Source organism: Pseudogemmobacter sp. TB195 (assembly GCF_058313095.1).
This window is the reverse complement of sequence record NZ_JBZEGG010000008.1, coordinates 157938-178289: the sequence shown is the minus strand read 5'-3', so window position 1 is coordinate 178289 and position 20352 is coordinate 157938. Positions and strand designations below refer to the sequence as shown.

20 protein-coding genes are annotated in these 20352 nt (G+C 63.6%); 15 read left to right on the top strand and 5 right to left on the bottom strand.

The window, feature by feature from the left end:
* Window positions 1–45 precede the first annotated feature (45 nt).
* A complete protein-coding gene (locus tag AC4FS3_RS10475) occupies window positions 46–744 on the top strand; it encodes a response regulator transcription factor (RefSeq protein WP_491020524.1) in 699 nt (232 codons plus the stop codon).
* Window positions 728–2023: a sensor histidine kinase gene (locus AC4FS3_RS10470; protein WP_491020523.1), complete on the top strand. Its 1296-nt coding sequence runs from the start codon at window positions 728–730 to the stop codon at window positions 2021–2023. Before AC4FS3_RS10475 ends, AC4FS3_RS10470 begins: the two co-directional genes overlap by 17 nt.
* 19 nt (window positions 2024–2042) lie before the next feature.
* Here the strand turns inward: AC4FS3_RS10470 and uppP are convergent, their stop codons facing one another.
* Window positions 2043–2867, bottom strand: a complete 825-nt coding sequence (uppP, locus tag AC4FS3_RS10465) for an undecaprenyl-diphosphatase UppP (RefSeq protein WP_491020522.1) — start codon at window positions 2865–2867, stop codon at window positions 2043–2045.
* A gap of 153 nt (window positions 2868–3020) precedes the next feature.
* Between uppP and AC4FS3_RS10460 the strand changes: the two genes are divergently transcribed.
* Window positions 3021–3659, top strand: coding sequence for a DedA family protein (locus AC4FS3_RS10460; RefSeq protein WP_491020521.1), 639 nt, complete (start codon window positions 3021–3023; stop codon window positions 3657–3659).
* 263 nt (window positions 3660–3922) lie between these two features.
* On the opposite strand, the gene AC4FS3_RS10455 is transcribed toward AC4FS3_RS10460, so the two are convergent.
* A complete protein-coding gene (locus tag AC4FS3_RS10455; RefSeq protein WP_491020520.1) occupies window positions 3923–4729 on the bottom strand; it encodes a metallophosphoesterase family protein in 807 nt (268 codons plus the stop codon).
* Window positions 4726–5700: a diacylglycerol/lipid kinase family protein gene (locus AC4FS3_RS10450; RefSeq protein ID WP_491020519.1), complete on the bottom strand. Its 975-nt coding sequence runs from the start codon at window positions 5698–5700 to the stop codon at window positions 4726–4728. The genes AC4FS3_RS10455 and AC4FS3_RS10450 overlap by 4 nt, the downstream gene beginning before the upstream one ends.
* 614 nt (window positions 5701–6314) lie before the next feature.
* Here AC4FS3_RS10450 and AC4FS3_RS10445 point away from each other — a divergent pair.
* Together AC4FS3_RS10445 and AC4FS3_RS10440 are read left to right on the top strand one after the other, a co-directional pair.
* A complete protein-coding gene (locus tag AC4FS3_RS10445) occupies window positions 6315–7214 on the top strand; it encodes a PRC-barrel domain-containing protein (protein WP_491020518.1) in 900 nt (299 codons plus the stop codon).
* Window positions 7215–7268: 54 nt separating this feature from the next.
* Complete coding sequence (locus tag AC4FS3_RS10440) at window positions 7269–7643, top strand: PRC-barrel domain-containing protein (RefSeq protein WP_491020517.1); 375 nt, start codon at window positions 7269–7271, stop codon at window positions 7641–7643.
* Window positions 7644–7902: 259 nt separating this feature from the next.
* Here the strand turns inward: AC4FS3_RS10440 and AC4FS3_RS10435 are convergent, their stop codons facing one another.
* Window positions 7903–8859 (bottom strand): RNA polymerase sigma factor, encoded by a 957-nt coding sequence (locus AC4FS3_RS10435; protein ID WP_491020516.1) that lies wholly within the window; start codon window positions 8857–8859, stop codon window positions 7903–7905.
* 365 nt (window positions 8860–9224) lie between these two features.
* Between AC4FS3_RS10435 and AC4FS3_RS10430 the strand changes: the two genes are divergently transcribed.
* The 4 genes from AC4FS3_RS10430 (at window position 9225) to AC4FS3_RS10415 (ending at window position 12415) form a co-directional block, all read left to right on the top strand.
* Window positions 9225–9635 (top strand): hypothetical protein, encoded by a 411-nt coding sequence (locus AC4FS3_RS10430; RefSeq protein ID WP_491020515.1) that lies wholly within the window; start codon window positions 9225–9227, stop codon window positions 9633–9635.
* A 13-nt stretch (window positions 9636–9648) separates the two neighbouring features.
* Window positions 9649–11229, top strand: coding sequence for a hypothetical protein (locus tag AC4FS3_RS10425; protein ID WP_491020514.1), 1581 nt, complete (start codon window positions 9649–9651; stop codon window positions 11227–11229).
* 246 nt (window positions 11230–11475) lie between these two features.
* On the top strand, window positions 11476–12186 hold the full coding sequence (locus AC4FS3_RS10420; protein WP_491020513.1) for a hypothetical protein: 711 nt from the start codon (window positions 11476–11478) through the stop codon (window positions 12184–12186).
* 13 nt (window positions 12187–12199) lie between these two features.
* Window positions 12200–12415 carry a hypothetical protein gene (locus tag AC4FS3_RS10415; RefSeq protein ID WP_491020512.1) on the top strand — a complete coding sequence of 72 codons (216 nt, stop codon included), beginning with the start codon at window positions 12200–12202 and terminating at the stop codon, window positions 12413–12415.
* A gap of 541 nt (window positions 12416–12956) precedes the next feature.
* On the opposite strand, the gene AC4FS3_RS10410 is transcribed toward AC4FS3_RS10415, so the two are convergent.
* Complete coding sequence (locus AC4FS3_RS10410; RefSeq protein WP_491020511.1) at window positions 12957–14759, bottom strand: NAD(P)/FAD-dependent oxidoreductase; 1803 nt, start codon at window positions 14757–14759, stop codon at window positions 12957–12959.
* Window positions 14760–15195: 436 nt separating this feature from the next.
* Between AC4FS3_RS10410 and AC4FS3_RS10405 the strand changes: the two genes are divergently transcribed.
* From AC4FS3_RS10405 to pqqE, 6 genes are all read left to right on the top strand, one after another.
* Window positions 15196–17076: a sigma-54-dependent Fis family transcriptional regulator gene (locus AC4FS3_RS10405; RefSeq protein WP_491020510.1), complete on the top strand. Its 1881-nt coding sequence runs from the start codon at window positions 15196–15198 to the stop codon at window positions 17074–17076.
* A 107-nt stretch (window positions 17077–17183) separates the two neighbouring features.
* Window positions 17184–17285 carry a pyrroloquinoline quinone precursor peptide PqqA gene (gene pqqA / locus AC4FS3_RS10400; RefSeq protein ID WP_092903718.1) on the top strand — a complete coding sequence of 34 codons (102 nt, stop codon included), beginning with the start codon at window positions 17184–17186 and terminating at the stop codon, window positions 17283–17285.
* Between the two features lie 10 nt (window positions 17286–17295).
* Entirely contained in the window at window positions 17296–18180 is an 885-nt protein-coding gene (pqqB, locus tag AC4FS3_RS10395; protein WP_491020509.1) for a pyrroloquinoline quinone biosynthesis protein PqqB, read from the top strand.
* A complete protein-coding gene (pqqC, locus tag AC4FS3_RS10390; RefSeq protein WP_283179705.1) occupies window positions 18177–18941 on the top strand; it encodes a pyrroloquinoline-quinone synthase PqqC in 765 nt (254 codons plus the stop codon). Before pqqB ends, pqqC begins: the two co-directional genes overlap by 4 nt.
* Window positions 18938–19225: a pyrroloquinoline quinone biosynthesis peptide chaperone PqqD gene (gene pqqD, locus AC4FS3_RS10385; protein ID WP_283179704.1), complete on the top strand. Its 288-nt coding sequence runs from the start codon at window positions 18938–18940 to the stop codon at window positions 19223–19225. The genes pqqC and pqqD overlap by 4 nt, the downstream gene beginning before the upstream one ends.
* 44 nt (window positions 19226–19269) lie before the next feature.
* On the top strand, window positions 19270–20343 hold the full coding sequence (gene pqqE, locus AC4FS3_RS10380) for a pyrroloquinoline quinone biosynthesis protein PqqE (RefSeq protein WP_491020508.1): 1074 nt from the start codon (window positions 19270–19272) through the stop codon (window positions 20341–20343).
* Window positions 20344–20352 lie beyond the last annotated feature (9 nt).

The following is a 20352-nucleotide window of genomic DNA, read 5'->3' as shown; positions in this document are numbered from 1 at the left end:
CGGGGCAGAGGCAAAGCCGGGGCAGGCTGCGCAGAGGGAGGCGGAATGCGGGTTTTGCTGGTCGAGGATAACCGGGATCTGGCCGCGATGGTTGCTGACCATCTGACGCGGGCCGGCTTCGTGGTCGATCACACACCGGGCGGTGTGGAAGCGCAGCATATGCTGGCGATCTCCACCTATCAGGCGATGGTGCTCGACCTCGGGCTTGCCGATGGTGATGGTCTCAGCCTGCTGACGGCATTGCGGCGCGGGGGGCAGAATGCCGGCATTCCGGTCATCATCCTGACCGCCCGCGACGGGGTGGAGAGTAAGGTCACCGGGTTGAATGCCGGTGCGGATGATTACGTGGTAAAACCCTTCAGCCTGACCGAACTGGAGGCCCGTCTGCGGGCCGTGCTGCGCCGTCCGGGTGCGCGGCAACCGATCCTGCTGCAGTTCGGCGATCTGCTCTTTGAGCCCGCGGCGATGTCGGTGCGCGTCTCAGGCGTAACGCTCGATCTGGCCCGCAAGGAATATGCGCTGCTCGAAGAGATGATCCGCGCGGCCCCCGGTGTGGTGATTAAGGACAGCATTGAGGACAGGCTTTACTCGCTGGACGAGCCTGTGACCCCGAATGCCGTTGAGGCCATCGTGTCCCGTCTGCGCAAAAAACTGTCGGCGACGCCGACTTCGGTGCGGATCGAGACCCTGCGCGGTCTTGGCTACCGGCTGGCGCTCGGGGGGACGAATGCGCCGGATCAATAGTCTTCGCAGCCGTCTGATCCTGGTGATGGCGGCGGTATTCACCCTTGGCGTGGTGAATGTGGCGATATATCTTCTGGATCTGGACAATGATGTCCGCGACCATGTGTTCCGCGAACAGATCGAGATCCTGCTGGCAGGACTTCCGCAGCCGCCGGCACCTGATGACATTGCCCGTCTGCCGCATCACTTCTCAGCATCCGACTGGCGCTATGCGCTCTATACGGCAGATGGCAGGCTGATCGCCCATAGCCCGGCGGCGCAGCCTGCTCTCACGTTCATTCCCCCTTTGAGCCGCCCTGATCAGATCCCCTCCACGATGGCAGTGCGGGCGGTCGGCGCCGATAAGGTGCTGATACTGGGTCGCAATGACTGGGCAGAATGCGAAGAGCTCTGCCAGATTTTCCGTGACCGCATGACCGGCTCTGTGGTGGTGATTGCGATTCTGGCGCTGATCAGCCTGATCTCGATCCGGATGCTGTCGGACTGGGCGCTTGGTTCGGTACACCGGGCTGCCGCGCTGGCCGCGACCATCAGCAAATCCACCCCTGACCGCCGCATCCCGCTGGAAGAGCTGCCCGTAGAGATCCTGCCGCTCGCCCGTTCCGCCAATATCGCTCTCGACCGGCTGGCCGAGGCCTATGCGATGGAGAAACGCTTTACGGCAGATGCGGCGCATGAGCTGCGCACGCCGCTTGCGGTGCTGGATCTGCGGCTGCAAAATGCGGAAATGGGCGTAAAACCCGACTGGCAGGCCATTCGCCACGATATGGACGAGATGCGCCATCTGCTGCAGCAATTGCTCGATCTGGCGCGGCTTGATCACGAAAACCTTGGCGGAGCCGCAGAGGCCCCGGTGGCGGTGGCGCGTATCCTGCGCGATGCCGCCGCCGCTATGCTGCCCGCCTGTGAGGACGCCGGGCGCGCGCTGACGCTGGAGCTCAGCGAGGGGCTGATGCTTGCGCGGGGCTGCGGGCAGCTGCGCCAGGCGGTGCGCAATCTGCTCGACAATGCGCTGAAACATGGCCAGGGCCGGCTGACGCTGTCGCTGCAGGCCCTGCCGGACAATCGCGCGGTCATCCGCGTCTCGGATGAAGGGCCCGCCCCACCGGCAGCCGAAGCCGAGCTGTTGTTTGACCGCTTTCGCAAGGGACGGCAAAGCGAGGGCGGCACTGGCCTTGGCCTCGCCATCGTGCGTCAGGCGACGGCCAATCTCGGCGGCACCGCGACCATAGCGCATAACGAGACTTTCTGTGTCGAGCTGGTGCTGCCGCTGTCCTGACCCCGCACGTCCCGGCGGATCAGACCGGCGCCAGCCCTCCGGTCAGGAGCAAAGCCAGCAAGACAAGGCCAAGCCCGATCCGGTAGCAGACAAAGGGCAGGAAGGAGGCGGTCGAGATCAGACGCATGAAGGCCACGATAACCATATAGCCGCTCAGAAACGCCACGGCGGTGCCCACCGCGGTCGGGGCGAGCCCGGCCTGATCCGGCACTCCCATCGATTTGAACAATTGATAAAAGCCGGAGCCGAACACCGCAGGGATCGCCAGCAGGAAGGCATAGCGCGCAGCATCCTCGCGGCGGAAGCCCAGCAAGAGCCCGGCGCTGATCGTCGCACCCGAGCGCGAGACACCGGGGATCAGCGCCAGTGCCTGGGCAAAACCTAGCAAAATACCGGCCCGCCAGCCAAGCTGGTGCAAGGCCTTCTTGCGGCTGCCGAACCTGTCCGCCAGCCCCAGCACGATCCCAAAGGCGATCAGCATGGCAGCGGTGACATAAAGGTTGCGCAAGGCGGTTTCGATCAGATCTGCAAAAGCCAGCCCAAGCCCGACAATCGGCAGCGTGCCGATCGCGATCAGCCAACCCAGCCGGGCCGCATCAGCATCAAAGGCCCTGCCACCAATCTGCCGAGCCATCGCACGACAGATCGCGAGGATCTCACGGCGGAAATACAGCAAAACCGCCAGTTCGGTGCCGATCTGCACGATGGCGGTGAAAGCGGCCCCCGGATCATGCGCCGCCGGCATCACCGCGCCCGCGATGCGCAGATGCGCGCTTGAGGAGACCGGCAGAAACTCGGTCAGGCCCTGCAACAGCCCCAGAACGGCTGCTTCCCAGATTTCCATCGGCTGCACTCTTCGTTATTCCGAGGTCCTGATAAGGGATGCGGCTGACCGGAACCTGATAGCATCCCGGGTTGGCCCGCATCAGGTTCAGGTCAGGTCGCCATGGTAGCGGGACCGGTGCGACTTACCGCCCTCTTTCTGATCCTGGATGCCATGGAAATTATCAACGACATCGTCATGCCCATGGCGCGCTCGCCATGGATCTATCTGATCGTCTTTCTTTGCGTGATGGGGGACGGTTTCATTCCGCCGGTGCCGGCCGAAACCGTGGTGGTGCCGCTGGCGGCGCTCGCCGCCGCTGAAGGCCAGCCGCTGCTCTGGCCACTGATGCTGGCGGCGGCGCTTGGTTCTGTGCTGGGGGATCATGTGGCTTACGGGGTTGGCAGAATGGTGGACCGGCAGCGTCTCACCTCGGGCTATTTGCGCCGGCTGGAGCCGCTGATCCTGAAGGTCGAAGCAGGTCTGGAAAAGCGTCTTGGCCTTACCCTGGTCTCGATGCGCTATTTGCCGGGCCTGCGCATCACGACCAATCTGGCGGCAGGAATGGTCGATACCAGCTATGGGCGCTTTCTGCCCTGGTGCACGGTTGCAGGCATCTGCTGGGCGCTTTTCATGACGCTTGCAGGCTATCTCGCCGGGCACTGGTTTGGCGAAAACACCTGGATCGCGATTATCGTCGCACTGTTTTTTGCGATGACGGTCAGTTTGGTTCTGGAATGGGCGGTGCAGCTGCTTCCCGTTCGGCGGTGCTGCAAACGACTTGTCCGGGCTGTATCGCGGGCATCGCTCTGACAGCCCTGAAGATGCGGTGCAGCGCCCGGTCCGTTTTGTCGGGCAGCGCAATATGATCGTCATATGCGTCTGCGAGCCCTGACACTCTGTCATCCTGGTTCTCACCATTCTTTGCAATAACATGTGGACGCTTTGGGGAAAGTGTCAGCGCGAGGTTGAGGATGTCGGGGCAGCGCCTGAAAAGCTGCCGTCAGATGAGCGCGAGATTCTGCTTCCCTGCTCATTCAGCCATGGCTGCACTGAACAGGCAAAACTGAGCCCGCTCACCTCTCCCGAAGCCAGCCTTCATCGCTCAGCCGGAAGCTCACCGCTTTGGCGGGGCAAAAGCGTTTTTCAGCCTCGCCAAGCAGCCAGGGCGTGACGCTGACGCCGCCCGGATGGGATTCCAGCAACGCGAAGCCGTGGTTTTTCTCGCCCGGGCGGGCGCAAAGCGCAGTGCCGGACTGGATCTGCAACAGTGGGCGGGTGTTCATTTCGGTTACGCCCAGACCGGGCTGCCAGTGATGCAGATGCCCGCTCAGGCTGATATCCAGACCCGCTTTCACCAGACGCGCTATGCCCTGCGCGGCATTGCGCGTCTCGCCGCGATCAAATCCTGGTGGTTCTTCGAGCGGATGGTGGCAGACCAGCACCCTGAAAGCCGCGGATGGCACCGATGCAAGCCCGGCGCAGATCCGCCGGATATCATTCTCGCGCAGGATACCGGGGCGGATACGCATCGGATCGGCAGTATTGGCAGCAAAGAGGTGGAAATCGCCAATGTGCAACCAGTCGCTGCGCAGATCGGCGGGCACCCCTTCGCGCCAGCGCCGGAATGGAGCGGTCAGCCGCAACCCAAAATTCCACAGAGGTATGTCATGGTTGCCCGGCACCGCGATGGCCGGTAGCCCAAGCTGCCGGAGGAATGCAACGGCCGCTTTGAACTGCTCTGGCCGGGCCCGATGGGTCAGATCACCCGAGACCGCGATCACATCGGGATCGGCCAGCGCAATCGCCCGCGCCAGTGCGGGCGTCAGGTCCTGCCTCTCTGCCCCGAAATGCAGGTCAGTCAGGTGCAGAAGTTTCGTCATTGGCTCTCGTTCTTCTGACTGTCGGGCGCCGCAGCCGCAGGAGGCGGGACGATCACACGCAGATGGTCCTTGCGAACCTTCAGGTGCCAGGGGCCCGCCATATGGGTTTTCTCGCCGTCGAATGCGACCAGCCGCCGCGCACGCCCACCGGAGATCACGATATCATCGGCAATGATCAGTTCAAAATCCACGCCTTCCCGCGCACGCCCAAAGGCCAGCCGCAGCGCCGCCGTCATCATGTCACGCCTGCGGTGGCCCTGCGCGATAAACAACGCGAAATGCCCGTCGCGCACTGCGTCCGCTCCCTGCAGCCCAAGGCTGTCCAGCTGATAGGGGCTGCGTGCCGCAAAGGCGAGCGGCGTGGTGATGTCGCGCGTCTCGCCCGAGGCACTGACCCTGAGTTGCATCGGATGACGCAGATCGAGCAGCGAGGCCAGGACCGACCAATAGGCCATAAGACGGCTGCGGCCCCAGCGATGATAGATCGACTCGCGGCGTTCCAGAATGTCGGGATAGACGCCGAAACTGGCATTGTTGAGAAAGATGCGCCCGTTCACCTCGCCAAGATCGATCCAGGCAACATGCCCCGCCACCAGTGCCTCAAGCGCATCGGACAGGTCATTGCCCAGACCCAGTCCGCGCGAGAAATAGTTGAAGGTTCCGCCCGGCAGCACCGCCATCACTGTATCAGACCCGGCAAGCGCACCGGCAACGGCGGATTGTGTCCCGTCTCCGCCCAGAGTTGCGATAAGCCCGGCACCGTCTTTCACGGCCTGCCGCGCGACAGAGGCGATTTCTGATCCCTTGCGCAGGGGATAGTGGCGGAAACTGCCGACATGCGGCTCCAGCTGCGCGCGGATCTCTTCGACCTGCGCGGCTGTATCATCGCGGCCCGATGCAGCATTGGCCAGCAGCGCGACCGAGGTCGATGCCAGATCCAGCCTGCCATCGCCGCTAAGGTTCTTGCCCATATTGTAAAGCTCCGCGAGCGCGATTGATTGGCAGCAGCGCAGTGCACGAAGATGCATTTCACTGGCACCGGCAGGCGAATGCCCGCCGCGCCGTTTACGTTCCCTTCCGCACCGTATTCTCCGAGCTCGCCCGCGGGCTCGGCGGGTATTCGCCCAAATCGCCAGGGCTTCACGGCGAATGACCGCAGTCAGGTGCCGCGCGTGACATCGGGTCCAGGGCCTTGGGGAACCGCGATCCCTGCCGGAAGTTGGTTTACCGTTCGAAATACAAAGGCGGCCCTTCTTGTAAGGCCGCAATCGCACCTGACGCCTGGGCAGAATACGTCTCAGCATGTAAGTCCGGACCTGAGGTCCCTCGGTCACATAAGCCAGGCCCCGCCTGCCGTGACCGGTTACCCGCAGCGCGGGAAACGGAGCCTTCATGGCGCCGCGCTTTGGTATTCAATTAATTGATATTGAACGATTTATTATAAATTATCTTTCAATTTTACCGGAACATTTCTTCGCCACGCCCGTTCGTTTGTCATGCCCGACATGGGCGGGCCGGAAGGTTCGGAGAGGCCATTCGCTTTATCCGGAACGCCCTGGCTGAAACTGAAAAGACAGGAGACTACATGAAGACTCTCATGCTCACCTCTGCCATTCTTCTGGCGACCAGTGGCATCGTGGCAGCCCAGACTCAGACGACCGAAGCTCCGGCCGAAGCAGCTGTTGCCGACGCGATGGCCCACGGCGCTATGGTTCCGGGCTTCCGCGCGTCGGAATTTACCGGGATGAACCTTTATACCCTCAGCCCGGATGCTGTAACCGAGCTGCGCGCCGCCCGACCCGCAGATCCCGCCTGGGACGAGCGGTCCGCGCGCTGGACCAGTGGCGAGACCTTTATCGCCGGTCGTGACCAGTGGGAAGATATCGGCAAGATCAACGATATTATCCTCAGCCAGGATGGCGAGATCCAGGGCGTACTGCTTGATATCGGTGGCTTCCTCGGGATGGGCAGCCGCACTGTAATGGTGGGCACCAATGATCTTTACTTCGTGGCTGATACCGCGACACCGGACGATCTTGGTGACTTCTTCGTCGTCGCCAGCATGTCGCGTGATCAGCTTGAGGCGCTTCCTGAATGGAGCGATGACAGTCTGACGGCCGGATATTCCTGGGATGACCATGCCGCCCTGAGCCCCGTTGCCGGGGAGGCGGCCGATGCCACCACTGCAGCGCCCGTTGCCGGCCAGAGCGCGGCAGTTGCTCCGACCTCGGAGGAGCTGACGGGTGCCACCGTGCAGGATATGGCAGGCGAAAATATCGGGTCGGTCAGTGATCTGGCCCTGAATGGGGACACACTTTCCGGGGCGGTGATTGATGTCGGCGGCTTTCTCGGGATTGGCGCAAAATCCGTCCTCGTGCCGCTTGATACTCTCACCGTCATCCGGGATGCCGACAACTCAGTCGTGCGGATCGAAACATCCCTGACCCGTGAACAGCTCGAAGCGCTGCCCGAGCATAGGACGTAAGCCGGGCGCCCGAACCAGACCACCTTTCCTAATCTTTCCAAAAGGAGAAGACAGATGACCACTGCAGTTCCCGGATATGAAGCCACCACCGCCCACCTGATTTCGGGCAAAGATGACGTCAAAGGCACCAGGGTCTACAGCCCGGCGGGCGATGATCTTGGCCATATCGACGATATCATGATCGACCCCGCCTCGGGCAAAGTCGTCTATGGCGTGTTGCAGTTCGGCGGGTTCCTCGGGATCGGTTCGGACTATCATCCCATCCCCTTCGGCAAGCTGCGCTATGACAGCGCGCGGGGCGTCTATGTCACCGATCTGACCAAAGCGCAGCTTGAGGGCGCACCGGCCTATACGGATGACTGGCGTTCCAACCGCGACTGGCAGAAACGCTCCTATGATCATTACGGGGTCAATCCCTACTGGCTGTAACCCGGCCGGCCAGGCTTTTCCCGTTGCTTTCCGGCCCCGAAAGGGGCCGGTTTTTTCGTCAAGATCAGACCGGAAGCGGCCTTGGCCCTGCCCCAAATGGCTTTGCTTGTCAAAAATGGGTGGCTGCACGCGCCGTGGCGACATTCACCGCAATGGCCACCGAACTGACTGGTTGCGGATCACCGGGACATCGCTGCATCGACACCTGGTCGCAGTAACCGGTCATGAAACCAGACAGGGTCTGGCGCCGCGCGAAAGATTACACCGCCGCCTGCGCCTCTCTAACAGCCATTTCATCCCCGCTCCAGGGGACGGAACGGCCCCCGATCTCCGCATGCGAGACCGTAAAGCTGCTCCACGCAGAGCGGGTCATGCGACCGGCGATCCCGTCGGGCGGCGACAGTCCGCGTATGTCGGACGCGGTCTGGTTGTACCAGATCCGCCCGTCTCCCGACGCCCGCATCACCAAAAGCGCTTCTTCCTGTGACAGGCAAAGCGGAGTGGCCGTCCAGACGCCACCGCGGCAGAAAGCCGCGCCGTGGCATCGCGGCAGCCGGACAAGCCGGGCGCGGGTATCACTGCGCATGCGCATCGGCTCGCGCTGTTCGGTCGCGGCGACCTGCAGCGCGAAATAATGCGCGAACACCTCTGCTGGATACGCGGCACGAGGACGGCCCCTCGTACCATCGGTGCCGATCCGGAAAACCCCGTGCCGGGGGCAAGGGTTCCGGTCGCACAGAATGCCGGTTGACCCGAGGCCCCAGTAACTGAGGCCCTCGGGCGCGGGCGGCAATGCCTCGGCCTGGCTCAACTTTTCCGCGTAAACCAGCATTACCGCATCGCGCTGCTTTTGGGTAAGTTGGCGCAAGAGCCGCCAGATGTCGGCAATATGCAGCGCCATTTCCTGATCCGGGGCTTGCAGATCATCGCCGAGATGCTGGACCGCCCCGGCCAGCTGGCCGCGTCTTTGTCTGGCGCGCTGGAATTCGCGCACCGCATTCAGGGTAACGCGGTAAAACCAGCTCGAAAAGGCCGCGCGCCCGTCGAAGCTCCGGATTCTCCCCGACAGCCGCGTACAGACCGTCTGGGAAATGTCTTCGGCATCGCTGCGATTGCCAGGCCAGCGGAACGCCACCCGGAAGATAAAGCGGTAATTCTTGTGGATCAAAGCCTCAAAAGCCTTGGCCTCGCCGGCCCTGACCCTGTCAGGTAACACGCGGTCAGTCCCGCATGGCGCACATGTATGTGGCGTGGATGCCCCCACACGACCCCATGAAAAACACTGAAAAACCGAGCGAGCATCAGGCAACGGAACAGGGTGGCTAGGCGAGGCCGGCAGGACCGCTGGCCGCGGCTTTCCGCCGATCAGGGCGATCCGCGCCAGATGAGCTGCTTTCACGATCCCCTGTGGCCTTTAAAACAGGAGATCAGCGCAGACGCGGTTGCCTGTTGCGGGAAGGGAGGCTCTGCAAGCGCCGGGCCGCAGATCGGCGGGCACGGGGCGACAAAGCCTGTCAGCTCAGGTCTATGGCAAAAGTCGCGGCGTCCTGTTGTCGAAATCCTGTAAAGGAAGGACATGTTATGAAAGCCGCACTGCTCGCCGCAGCCGTGATCGACGCCGCCTCCGCCGTCCCCCCGGCCAAGGCCGATGCCGCAGCCGATTACACCGGCGTTGCTGCCGGGTTCCTGACGCTCCCGCATCAGTCGCCCGATCTGGGCGCTCTGACTGGTGAATGCCTGGAACCGTCGCTGCTGCTGCCCGATGCCCCTGCAAATCCGGCGCCGGCGAGAGCGATGCAGGATCAGTTCTGCCGCAAAGACAGCCCGCCCGGTCGGGCGATCGTGGCCGGTGCCGACAGGCAATGCCCGATGCGCCAGCAGCTCGCGCAGACGATGTTGCAGCCTGTAGACATCCTGCAGCCCCCGCCCGGAACACTGGTGATGCTACAAGGCGGCGTTGCGAGGCTGTTTCTGCGTTGCCTGGCAGGCTGAGGAGGGGGATGTGATGCGTGCTCCGCTTTTGATCCTTGCCACCGCCCTGACAATGGCCACCGCCGCTGCGGCGGATGAGCTGTCTGATCTGAACGATGCCTTCGGGGCACTGGTCACGCCGCTCTATCATGCACGCGCCGAATATGAGAGCTGCCGCGCCACGTTTCCTGACCGGGCGAGCATGTTTCAGGACAGTTTCAACGCCTGGTATCACCGCCATGACATGGCCGAGGCTATGCGCGCGATTGCGGCTCTCAGCGAGGCTGCCCCCGGCATCGCCGTGCAACTCGAAAAGGCAGATCAAGCCATCAGCGAGGCTGCCATGGCGGAGCTGGCGGCGGATCCGGCACGCTGCGACCAGCTGGCCGGGCGGCTGGCGGATAACCATGAACCCGGGCGCGCGCTGCAACAGCTGAAACGCAGCCTGCGTCATTTCGATATCAAGGTGCCGCCGCCGCCGGCCAGCCCGCATCCGCTGATGGCCGAGGCGGAGATCCTGCCGCTTGGTCTGCTCTCGGCCCGGCTGGAGGCGGTGATGGCGACGATTGGCAGTGCGGGAGGCGCCGCCCTCAGCCGCGATCTGCGCATGGCGCGGGCCGCCGAGGGCGAGGCCTGGCTCGGCGCGCATCCGGTGCTGATGGTCTCGGGCCGGGTGATCGGTGATGACGAGATCCGTGAATGGAAGGGCGATCTGCAATCGCGGTTCGCGCTGCGCTGTCGCAGTTTTGACAACGAGACGTCCGAGGCGCTGTTTTTGGAACTGGACGGGCAGGATGCGGTGGTGTCCGGCAAGCTGCGGTCGGTGACTGGCAGCGCCGATGGCGGGGTGATCATGCTTGAGCGCTGTCGTGCCGGTGCGCCTTCCGGGATGCGCGCCCCACGGGCGAGCGGTGATGACAGCATCGGTCTCATGCCGCGCCCGCCGGCGGCGGAAGAGGTCTATGCCGGACCGGGCGCTGGCATCGCCAGTGGCGATATAGCACATGTCCTTTATGAGGCCGATTTTGATTTCCGCCTCGACGGGTTCGGCAACAGCTATACCGACCGCCGCGAAGCCATCTGGCTCTTGCTGCCCGATGGCAGCGCCTATCGTCACGACTGGTCCTTTCCCTTTGCCGACCTGAATGTCGCCGTATCGAAGGCCCGCGAAAGTGCGCTCTGGTTCCACTGGGAGGCGGCGGGGGAGGGGTTCACACTGACTGCGGCTGACGGCTCGACCCGCGATCTGACAGACGCGCAGGAGCTGGTGTCGCCGGGGTCCGATTTCCGCCCCGACGCACGCTACTATTACCGTCAGATCGGCATGGGCGGCACACGCACCGACCGCAGCTATGCCTTCTCCTCTGATGGCACGGTGATCCACCGCCGCAGCGGCTTTGTCGCCGGCAATGTCGGCACCGGCTATCTGATCACCAGCGGATCATCGGATACCCCCGTGACCTCGACCTATCGTTTTGAGGATTTCGCACTGATCCTCGGGACGCCCGGGGGTGAGATCCGCCAGTTTGTGGCGCGGCCGGCTTCTGCCGATGCTGATTTGCCCGACACATTGCTGATCGGCGGCGAGGCCTGGTGGCTGGAGGAAGAAGAATGATCCGCAGTTTTGCTCTTTGACCGCGTGACCGGGCTGCAGCCCGTCGCAATCCGCGAGGCGGGTGCCGGCGCAGCTGACAGCGGGGGCGCTGATCCTGAACCGGACCGGCTTTTCATCGCATTCCGCGCGCGGACACCTTAGGGACAGGTTCAGCGGGATCTGTCTCTGAAGGGGCAATCGCCCGGGCGCCGCCGCGCTCTCCTCCATATCGAAACCACCGCAGAGGCCACGGGCCAGAGGTTATCCATGCAACGTTTTCTGAAACCCCTTATCGCCCTTATCCTGGGGCTTCTGCCGTTCTTTCTGTTCATCGGCAGCACCAGCACGGTGGTGGTGAATGGCGAGACGGTGTCTGACAGCCGCTTTAACCTTGGTGGCATCGTGCTTGCACTGATCGGGATTGGACTGGCGGTTGCCGTCATCACGGAAAAGGGCGCGGGACAGATGGCGCGCAAGCTGCTGGCAGCTCTGGCCGTGCTGGTCTGTGTGCTGCAGCTGGCCAGTTCGGCCGACCTTCTGCGCATCGATCCGCTGGACTGGGTGATGCCGGACCGCGATCTGCCACCCACCGAATACAACGGCCTTGCCGAGGCGGACCGGATCTACCTCGTTCCTGAAACAGAGGCGAATTACCGCAGCACACTCGCCCACAGAAAGGCAGAGATCATCAGCTCAGCCCGGCTGCACAATGCCTATGCCACAAAATGCCATGGCGGCCGCAGCCGTGTCGATCTGGCGCGCGCCGAAGCGATGCCCGATGTTTTTGACGCCGAGCTGCAAAGCGCGATTGCGGACGGCGTGGCGCGGCGCAGTGTCGGGGAGCCGCAAGACTGCTCCCGGAGGCAATCGATCGGGATCATGGTGGCGCTTGCCGATGAGACCAATCGCAGCATGGATATGGTCGACCGCCTTACGGAAGAGTTCCGCAGCTTCGTCGCCAAAAGCCCCACACCTTAAAGCGATTGGGGAAATGAGCCGGCGCGGTCTTCGTGGTGGCAATCCAAATATCCGGCCCGATCGGATGGCGAGGCCACCACTGTTCAACGCGCAGTTGGCACGGCGCGACAAATCGGTCGACCTCGTGCTGGCGCGGGGGGCGGATATCGAATTTGCCGACCGGACCAAACTGCGCCCGCTGCTGCTCGCGGCGCGGATCAACCATTTTTGCGCGTTGTTAAGGTTCTGAAGGCGGACGGGCGACCCGCTGGCGCAGGATGATCCGGGCGCGGATTTCCCGTCCGCCTAATTCCGCACCGACCCGAACCTGTTGAACCGGGCGGCCAGCAATGACCGGGCCTGGGTGATCCGCCAGCCGCGAAATATCCAGCGACTGATTTTAGATGAATGCGCCGTCCATCTGGAACATGGCCGCAGCCGGCACCGTGGCACCCGAGGCTTGAAGCAGTTTGCTCAGCCCCTCGGCGCGGCATCCCGTCCTGAAAGCCGATCCGCTGGGCCTCACGCGCAGCGGTATCCTCACCGATCGGCAGATCATCAACCGAGGCGGGCACCGCATAAGGGATCTCACATTCTGCGCGCCGGTTTTCCTGTTGCAAGGCAATTGCCGCCGCCTGCACCTGATCGCGCCAGTCCTGATATTCCACCGGGGTGGCGAGAGGCAGACAGGACGCCGCAACTGCCGGAAACCTTTGCCCTGGCTGGCGGATCAGAAGGGCCGGAGGATCAACGGGCCGCCTCGCCTGTGGCAAAGCGGCCCGTGCCTGGCTTCAGCGCAGATGATGCGGCGCTTCCAGCCCCCAGACCGGCGTCTCAAGCCCGGCCTGACGCGCTTTCAGTTGCAGCGCGAGATAGCGCGAATAGTGGCGCGACTGATGCAGGTTGCCGCCGTGGAACCAGAGCCCTTCCTGCATGGTGGGCTTCCACATATTGCGTTGCTCACCCTCCCATGGCCCAGGATCTTTGGTGGTCTCGGATCCCAGCCCCCAGCATTTGCCAACCTTATCCGCCACCTCCTGGCTGATGAGATCTGCCGCCCAGCCATTCATCGAGCCATAGCCGGTGGCATAGACCACCAGATCGGCGGGCAATTCGGTGCCGTCGTCCAGCACCACGGCAGTTTCAGACAAATGGCTGATCCCTTTGCCGGATTGCAGCCTGATCGAGCCATCGATGATCAGATCGCAGGCGCCCACGTCGATGTAATAGCCCGACCCCCGGCGCAGGTATTTCATGAAGAGCCCGCTTTCATCATCGCCGAAATCAAGCATGAACCCGGCTTTTTCCAGCGCCGCATAGAAGGCGGCATCACGGACCTTGATCTCGTCATATTGCGGCACATGGAAATCGGCCATGATCTTATAGGGCACTGAGGCGAAGATCATATCCGCCTTGTCATGGGTGATGCCGTTGGCCACCGCCGCCTCGGAATAAAGCCCGCCCAGACAGACCTCCATCAGGCTTTCCGATTTGACGATATGGGTGGAAGAGCGCTGCACCATCGTCACATCGGCGCCGCCCTCCCACAGTGCTGCACAGATGTCATGCGCCGAATTATTGGCGCCGATCACCACAACGCGCTTGCCTTTATAGGCATCGGGGCCGGGGTGCTGGCTGGAATGCTGCTGCTCGCCCTGGAACCCATCCTGGCCCGGGATCACCGGCACATTGGCCTTGCCGGACATGCCGGTCGCCAGAACCAGCTGCTTCGGGCGCAGGGTGATATCGCGCCCGTCGCGATGGACAACCACCTCCCATTCGCCTTTCGCCTCGTCATATTTCGCCGAGGTTGCGGTGGTGGACGACCAGTAATTCAGCTCCATCACCTTCGTATACATCTCCAGCCAGTCGCCGACCTTGTCCTTGGGCGCGAAGACCGGCCAGGTGTCGGGGAAGGGGATATAGGGCAGGTGGTCATACCAGACCGGGTCATGCAGGCAGAGCGATTTGTAGCGGTTGCGCCACTGATCGCCGGGGCGCGGGTGTTTGTCGATCACGATGGTCGGGACGGAAAGCTGCCGCAGCCGCGCGCCAAGCGCGATGCCCCCCTGACCGCCGCCGATCACCAGCACATAGGGCTGATCCTCGAAGCCAAGCCGCGCCGCCTCATCAAGCTGCTTTTCCTTCCAGGTTTTGCGCGCCGGGTCATGGCCATGTTCCGCCCCCATCGGACGGCGCAGTTTCCTCGGTTCCTCATGGCCTTTCAGCTCATGCAGCGTGGTCAGAAGCGTCCAGATCTTACCCTCTTTCATGCGGATATAGCCCTGGCCTCTGCCGGCGGCGGTCTCGATCAGCAGCCAGCCCTCGGTGACGCCATCCGCCTCTGATACACGCTCTGCCGGGTCGAGGCGCAGCAGCGACGGCCTGACATGCGGCAGCTGCGCCCGGGCCATTTGCGCGATCTCAGCCCGGCCCTCGCAGGTTTTCAGGTTCCAGGTAAAGGTCGCAAGGTCGCGCCAGAAGCCGGTCTCCAGGAACAGCCCGGCCACCGCCTCGGCATCCTGCGCCACCAGCGCGCGTTCCAGATCGGCAACCAGCGCGGCAAGCGCGCCTTCTTTGATCGTATCAAGCATGGTTTCTCCTCCCATGGTGCTTTTGTGACATCCGGTTGACCGGGGCCTCCCAACCCCTGCCTGCCGGGATCGGATCAGGTCAGAACGATCCGCAGCTTCGATGCGGGAATCGCCCCGGTTTCCGTGACCGGAAGCTGCGGGGCGGCATGGAAGCGCAAGGCTTTCATTCTCGGTCTCCTCCAATGTGCCAACAGCCTGACCTGCCGCCGGTTCAGCGCGAACGCATTTCTCGCGGATCAACGATTCCAACGGCTTGCCGGGGGGCACTGTGGCGCGGTCAGCGCACAGTGTTGCATCGGGCTGCAACAGCTTCGCGGCACTGCGGCAGGATGCTGCGCCGCACAGACGGCCTGGTTAACGGCGCAGGAGATTTATGCCAGGATCACAGGGGTGCGGCCTGCAGGCGCCTGCGGTCACAGCCCTGGTGGGGAACAGAATGCAGACCGATATCGAGCATATCCGCGAGATCGAGACCGCCTCGCATCATGGCAGCGAGACCCGCGATCCAGTGGTGGTGCAAAGCTGGCTGCGATGCCTGAAAAAGCACGGGCTTGATCCTGCCATGCGGGGCGAAGCCTATATCCTGCCGGATGCCGCCCTGCGCCAGCACCGCCAGCGCTCAGAAGATCTGATCCGGATTGCGCGCTCTGGTATCGATGATCTTTATAAACTGGTCGCCGGGCAGAATTATGTGCTGCTGCTTGCGGATGCCGCCGGTGTGACCGTCGAATATCTGGGGGAGGGGACGCAGAAAGATGCGCTGCGCCGGTCCGGGCTGTATCTCGGCGCGGAATGGTCCGAGGCCCGCGCCGGCACCTGCGCGCTTGGCGCCTGTATCGAGACCGGCGAGCCGCTGATCATTCATCAGAGCGATCATTTCGATATCAGCCATACCGGACTGTCCTGCACTGCCGCGCCGATCTATGACACGGCGGGGCAGCTGGCGGCGGTTCTTGATATCTCGCTGCTTTCCTCGCCGCTGATCCGCACCAGCCAGAGTCTTGCGCTTAACCTGGTGCGCCAGACCGCGCGGCGGATCGAGATGGCGAATATCATGGCGGAAAGCCGCACTGACTGGGTTTTGCGTCTGGCCGGCAGCCCGGATTTTCTGGATGTCGATCCCGAAGCGGCGCTGCGTCTTGACGAAGGGGGCAGGGTGATCGGCATGACCAACGGCGCCGCCCGGCTGATGGCGCGCAGCCTTGGCGCGGACTGGCGGCGCGGCGCATCGCTGATTGGCCGTCCCATTGAAGAGATTTTCAATCTCGATTGCTCCGGCCTGGAACAGCTGACGCGCCAGCATGAGGCCCGCGACCGGCTGATTGAAACCCGCGACGGCTACCGCCTCTTTGCCCATGCAATCGAACCGCGTCGCGCGCCGGTCACGCGCGCCGTTCCGGCGCCCCGTCTGACGGCCGAACTCAGCGAGCTTGCAGGCACTGACCCGGTGATGCAGGAGGTGGTCGGGCAGGCGATGGTCCTTGCGCGCAGCGATATGCCGATGCTGATCGAGGGGCCCTGCGGCAGCGGCAAATCGGCACTGGCGCGCGCTATTCATGCCGGCGGCCGGCGCGGGCCGCTGATCACCGTGGCCTGTGAGACGCTCACCGGCGAAGAGGCCGCGGTGCTGTTCGGGCGCGGCGATCTGCGCGGCTATGAACCCGGTCTGATCAGCGCGGCGGATCATGGCACATTGGTGCTCGACAATCCGGAACAACTGCCCGCTGCGCTTCAGGCAAGGCTGGCGAGCCTGCTGGTCACGCGCCGCTTTCGTCCCCTTGGCGCAATGCGGGAGCGTGAGTCGAGCGCGCGCATCATCGTCACCAGCCGGGGGCTTACCGCCAATGGCGCCCCGCGTGAGGAGTTTCATCACCGGCTGGCGGCAACGCGGCTGGTGCTGCCAGGCCTTGCCGGGCGCCAGGATATCATAGCGATAGCCTGCAAGGTGTTTGCAGCCGCGCTCGGATCCGGCGTGGCCTTTGACCTTCCGGCGGCCGCGTTGCTGACGGGCCATAAATGGGAGGGCAATCTGCATGAGATGGAAGCGCTTGCCCGAACAGTCGCGGCAGCGGGCGGGCTGGCGTCGGACAAGCTGTTGATCGGGGCAGCGCATTTTCCCGCCCATATGCGCGGGCAGGGCAGCGATGCCGGTCCAGGCTCGGCTGCGATGCTCCGTCATCTCCTGGCCGAGAATGGCTGGAATATTTCTGCGGTCGCCGCTTTGCTGCAGGTTGACCGGGCGACGGTGCATCGCAGGATGGCGCGGCTTGGCCTGAAACGTCAGGCAAAGCCGGTCGCGCGGCGGACGCAGCCCTAGCCGGGGCAGGCGCAGTCTGCCCGGCTGCGCTGAGGGGAAACTAAAGTTGTATTGCCAAGTGACGTCACGGGCGTAAGCTCTTGCTATGAGGCAAAGGAGGAACTGCCATGACCTGGTCGAAACCGAAGGCTCTTGAAGTGAAATGCGGTATGGAAATCAACATGTACGGTCCGTCGGAAGACGATCGCGGCGGCCGTGACCTGATCTGATTCGCCCGGAATGCATGTAAAGATACTTGGGGCAGCCGCCGGCGGTGGCCTGCCCCAATGGAATTGCGGGTGCCGGAATTGCGCTGATGCGCGCTCGGGCGAAATCGCTGGTATGAGCCAGAGTTCAGTTGCGGTATCTGCTGATGGCCGCGACTGGGTGGTGCTGAATGCCTCGCCAGATATCCGCGAGCAGCTGCGCCTCTCGGGGCTGCATCCGCCGTCCCGGCGCGGCAGTCCGGTTCGCGCGGTCGTGCTGACCAATGGCGATATCGACCATATCGCCGGGCTGCTGACCCTGCGCGAAAGCACCCCCTTTCAGATCCATGCGACAGCCGCGACGCTTGCGATCCTTGAGCAGCCGGTCTTTCGCGTGCTCAACCCCGCTTTGGTGGGCAGGCAGGCGATCCGGCCTGATGACCCCTTTGAGCCGCTTGCCGGGCTTCGGCTGACCGCTTTTGCTGTCCCGGGCAAGGTGCCGCTGTTTTTGGAGGAGGGCGAGGTGAAGACCGATCTCCTGGGCGACCAGACCATCGGACTGCGGATCGACTGCGGCGGGCGGGTGATGTTTTACATTCCAGGCTGCGCGGCGGTGACACCGGATTTGCGCGACCGGGTCGGGGGCGCGGACCTCCTCCTGTTCGATGGCACTGTCTGGAGCGATGATGAAATGACCAGGACCGGCACCGGCGTGAAGACGGGCGGGCGGATGGGTCATATCGCGATGGCCGGGCCGGATGGCAGTCTCGCCGCCTTTGACGGGCTGAACCTCGCGCGGCGCGTCTATATCCATATCAACAATACCAATCCCGTGCTGCGGCCCGGCTCACAGGAACGCGCCCGGGTCGGGGCGGCGGGCTGGGAGATCGCCCGCGACGGACAGGAGATATTGCTGTGAGCGCTGCTGCCCCCGCCATCACCCCCGAGGATCGCAAGGCCGCGCTTGAGGCACGGCTGCGCCAGGTCGGGGTTCTGCGCTATCATGACAAACACCCGTTTCACCGGTTGCTGCATTCGGGAGGCTGCACGATTGACCAGGTCCGGGCCTGGGTCGTGAACCGCTATTACTACCAGTCGCGGATCCCGATGAAAGATGCGGCCTTTATGAGCCGGGTAGAGGAGCCGGGCCTGCGCCGGGCCTGGCGCGCGCGGATCGAAGATCACGATGGCAGCGACGGCCAGCCGGGGGGGATCAGTCGCTGGCTGCGCCTCGCCGAAGGGGTCGGGCTTGACCCCGCTTATGTGGCGTCCTGCGAGGGTGTCCTGCCGGCCACCCGTTTCGCGGTTGATGCCTATGTCAGATATGTCCGCGAGCAGCCCTTGTTGCAGGCCGTCGCCGCCAGCCTGACCGAGCTTTTCGCCCCGGCGATCCATGAAGAACGCATTGCGGGCCTGCTGCGGCACTATGCTTTCGCCAATCCGGACACGATTTCTTACTTTCAGCACCGGCTGAAGGAGGCGCCAAAGGATGTGGCATTCGGCCTCGCCTGGGTGTTGGATCAGGCGAAAACGCGTGAGCAGGAGGATATGGCCGTCGCGGCGCTGGAATTCAAAACCGATGTGCTCTGGGCCCAGCTCGACGCGCTTTACGGCGCCTATGTCGCGCCAGGGCCGATCCCGCCCGGCGCATGGCGCCCGGATCAGGGGCTGATGCGATGACCAGCGCCGCGGTCACTGCATCGGATCGCCCCTGCCTGCCGCGCGGGGTGCGGCTGCATTTTGATGCGGTGCGTGAGACACCGGTGCTGCTTGGCCCCGAGATCGCGCTGATGCTGGACCCGATTGGCAAGGCGGTGCTTGAAGAGGTGGACGGCGCCCGCGATATCGCCGCGATATCGGAAGATCTGGCCCGGCGCTATGCTGCGCCGCGCGACATGATCGAGGCCGATGTGATCGAATTCTTGCAGGGCCTCGCGGTCCGGCGGCTGGTCGATCTGTCATGAGAGACAGCGCCCCCCCCCGGCCATCCTCGCAGCAGGCTCCGCCAATGGCGATGCTGGCCGAGCTGACCCATCGCTGCCCACTCTCCTGTCCCTATTGCTCGAACCCGCTCGATATGGTGCAGCGCCAGGGCGAGCTGACAAGCACCGAATGGTCGCGGGTGTTTCAGGAAGCTGCCGCAATTGGTGTCTTGCAGCTGCATCTTTCCGGGGGCGAGCCTGCGTCGCGCCCCGATCTGGTCGACCTGGTGGCAGCGGCACGGGCGGCGGGGCTTTACACCAATCTCATCACTTCGGGCATCGGGCTGACGCCTGCAAGGCTCGAGGCGCTGGACCGGGCCGGCCTTGATCATATCCAGCTTTCGCTGCAGGGCACCACGCCCGAGGTGGCGGATTTCGTTGGCGGTTATAAGGGCGGCTTTGCCCGCAAGATGCAGACCGCCGCCGAAATAGCCCGGCTGGGATTTCCGCTGACCATCAATGCAGTGATGCACCGGCATAATCTGAGTGATCTGCCTGCCACCATCGCGCTGGCAGCCGAGCTGGGCGCCCGCCGGATCGAAGTGGCTTGCGTGCAGTTCCAGGGCTGGGCGCTGAAAAACCGCGCCGGTTTGCAACCGACCCGCGATCAGGTCGATGAGGCCAAGCGGGTGGTGGCCGAAGCCCGCAGGACCTATGCAGGGTCCCTGGCGATTGATTTTGTGCCACCCGATTATTTTGCCGATTTTCCAAAAGCCTGCATGAATGGCTGGGGCACGACCGGGCTTAATATCGCCCCTGATGGCAAGGTTCTGCCCTGCCATGCCGCCGAAATCATCCCGGGGCTCGTGTTCCAGAATGTGCGCAGCGCGCCCCTGGCAGAGATCTGGCAAGGTCCTGCCTTTTCGGCCTTCAGAGGCACAGACTGGCTCCCCGAACCCTGTCAGAGCTGCGACCGGCGGGAGGTTGATTATGGCGGCTGCCGCTGTCAGGCCATGGCGCTGACCGGCGACCCGCGCGCGACAGACCCGGTATGCCGTCTTTCGCCCTTCCGGGCCAGAATTGATGAGATGATCGCGCTGGAAACCAGCGCGCCGCCGCCGGCTTTCATCTATCGCAAACTGGCGCCCGGCGCGGTCTGATCACCCGCC